At 69.3% G+C, this 1,912-nt stretch carries 2 protein-coding genes; both read right to left on the minus strand.

Annotation, left to right across the window (positions count from 1 at the left end; translation table 11 throughout):
- Positions 1-742 (minus strand): precorrin-3B synthase (gene cobG, locus EN742_RS33520; RefSeq protein ID WP_128333802.1); only part of this gene is annotated, 742 nt, incomplete at its 3' end.
- The coding region (locus EN742_RS33525) for a cobaltochelatase subunit CobN (RefSeq protein ID WP_189375709.1) at positions 739-1,912 on the minus strand (1,174 nt) is incomplete at its 5' end. The genes cobG and EN742_RS33525, both read right to left, overlap by 4 nt.

A 1,912-nucleotide genomic window follows, 5' to 3' on the forward strand; every position in this document is an offset into this window, starting at 1 on the left:
CTCTCGCAGGCTGGCATTCCTTCGCGCCCCCCTCTGTCCTGCCGGACATGTCCGGCAGGACAGAGGGGGGCGCGAAGGAATGCCAGCCTGCGAGAGAGGCCAGCTGTCGCTCCGACAAATCCCGCGCATGCGCCTCGCGACCCCTTTCGGCGACCATCCGGAGAGCAGCCACCGTGATATCCCGGGCCAAATCTGCTTCGACCACCGCAAGGGGCGTCGCGCTTCCGCCATCACCGGAAACCGATACCCTCCAAAGAATTTCGTCCTCAGCCTGTACCGCGCTTAGCCGTATGTCGGCCGTCACCGCGTCCATCGTCAGTTGCCCACCGCCGTCGATCACCACCGAAACCTTCGGTCCCAGCCGTGGCGTCAGCCCGGCCTCTTCAACGGCCGCCCTGATCCGCTCGGCGAGCGGGCGCGGATCGGCAACCTCCTGTGGGTCAATACCCGCCAGTGGCCCGGTCTCGACCGGCACGCCCGTGCGCACGGCAATCCCCAGCGCATCCACTTCGGCGGCCAGCAGGCGCGCGCTTTCCGCCGTCAGGCCACGGATCTGCAAACTGCCGCGCGCGGTCACCTCCATGATACCGTTGCCGTGGCGCAAGGCGGATTCGCCGAGTCCGATCAAAAGCTTCGGTGGCATTCCTCCAGCGACCGGGTTGAGCCGCACCAGCAGTCCGTCGCCGGTCTGCATCGGCGTGCTGAGGGCAGGGCAGGCGCCACGGCGGGAGAAGGCGTTCATGCCGCCACCCGCTGGGCTTCGGCGATCAGCGCGGCGAGATCGTCATCGATGGAGTTCCGCAAGGGGTGCCACAGGCCGCGCCGCCGCGCGGAGAGGAAGCGTTCCGCGATCACCTTCGCGGCGGCCGGGTTCTCGCGCAGGATGAAGGCGCGAACGTCCGCGTCGCCGAGATAGGCATCGTGCACCGCCTCGATCAGCGCGCCCGATATGGCATGCGTGGTCTCGGCAAAGCCGACGAGGCGGTCGACGGTCTCGGCGAACTCCGAGGCGCCGCGCGGACCATGGCGCATCTGGCCGGCGATGAAACGCGGATTGACGGCGCGGGCGCGGACCACTCTGGCCACAGCTTCGCCCACCGAGCGCGGCTTCGGTTTCTGCGGGTCAGTGGTGTCGAGCACGATGAGGTCAGCATTCCTGCCGAGCGCGGCGAGGGCGGCCGAGAACCCGCCGATGAAGGCGACGTCAGCCGAACCCTCGAGGATGTCGCGGCCGGGGTCGTCGCCGGTGTGGACTAGCAGGTCGGCCTCGGCGATGCGGCCCTCGAAGGCGCCAGGCGCGGAAATCGCTTCGCCGTCAGCGCCGCCATAGGCATGCGAGGTGGCGTCGAGATAGGCACGGCCAATTTCCTCGCGCGCGGTCCAATCGCCGCGCGATAATAGATCCTCGACGCCGGCGCCGTAGGTGCCGGGCGAGGTGCCGAAAATGCGCGGGCCGACCTTGCCCTCGGCGCGCGTCGCCGCGGCAAGCGGATTCTCGGCATCGTCCTCGTCGCGGCTCGAAACCGCGCTGGCGGCGGCATCGATCAGCGCGATCTGGGTCGGGAACATGTCGCGGAACAGGCCGGAAATGCGCCAGGTGACGTCGACGCGCGGCCGGCCAAGGGCTGCCGGTGGCAGCACCTCAATGCCGGTGACGCGGCCGGTGGCGCCATCCCATTGCGGCCGGCAGCCCATCAGCGCCAGGCCTTGAGCGATCTCCTCGCCGCCCGTGCGCAGCGAGGCCGAGCCCCAGAGGTCGATGACCAGCGTGCGCGGCCAGTCGCCATGCGACTGCATGTAGCTGCGCACGACTTCTTCCGCCGCTGCGTGGCCAAGGTCATAGGCGGTCGGCGTCGGCATAGTGCGGGGATCGGCGGTGAACAGGTTGCGGCCGGTCGGCAGCACGTCGGAG

Source organism: Mesorhizobium sp. M4A.F.Ca.ET.020.02.1.1 (assembly GCF_004022645.1).
Classification (GTDB): Bacteria; Pseudomonadota; Alphaproteobacteria; order Rhizobiales; family Rhizobiaceae; genus Mesorhizobium.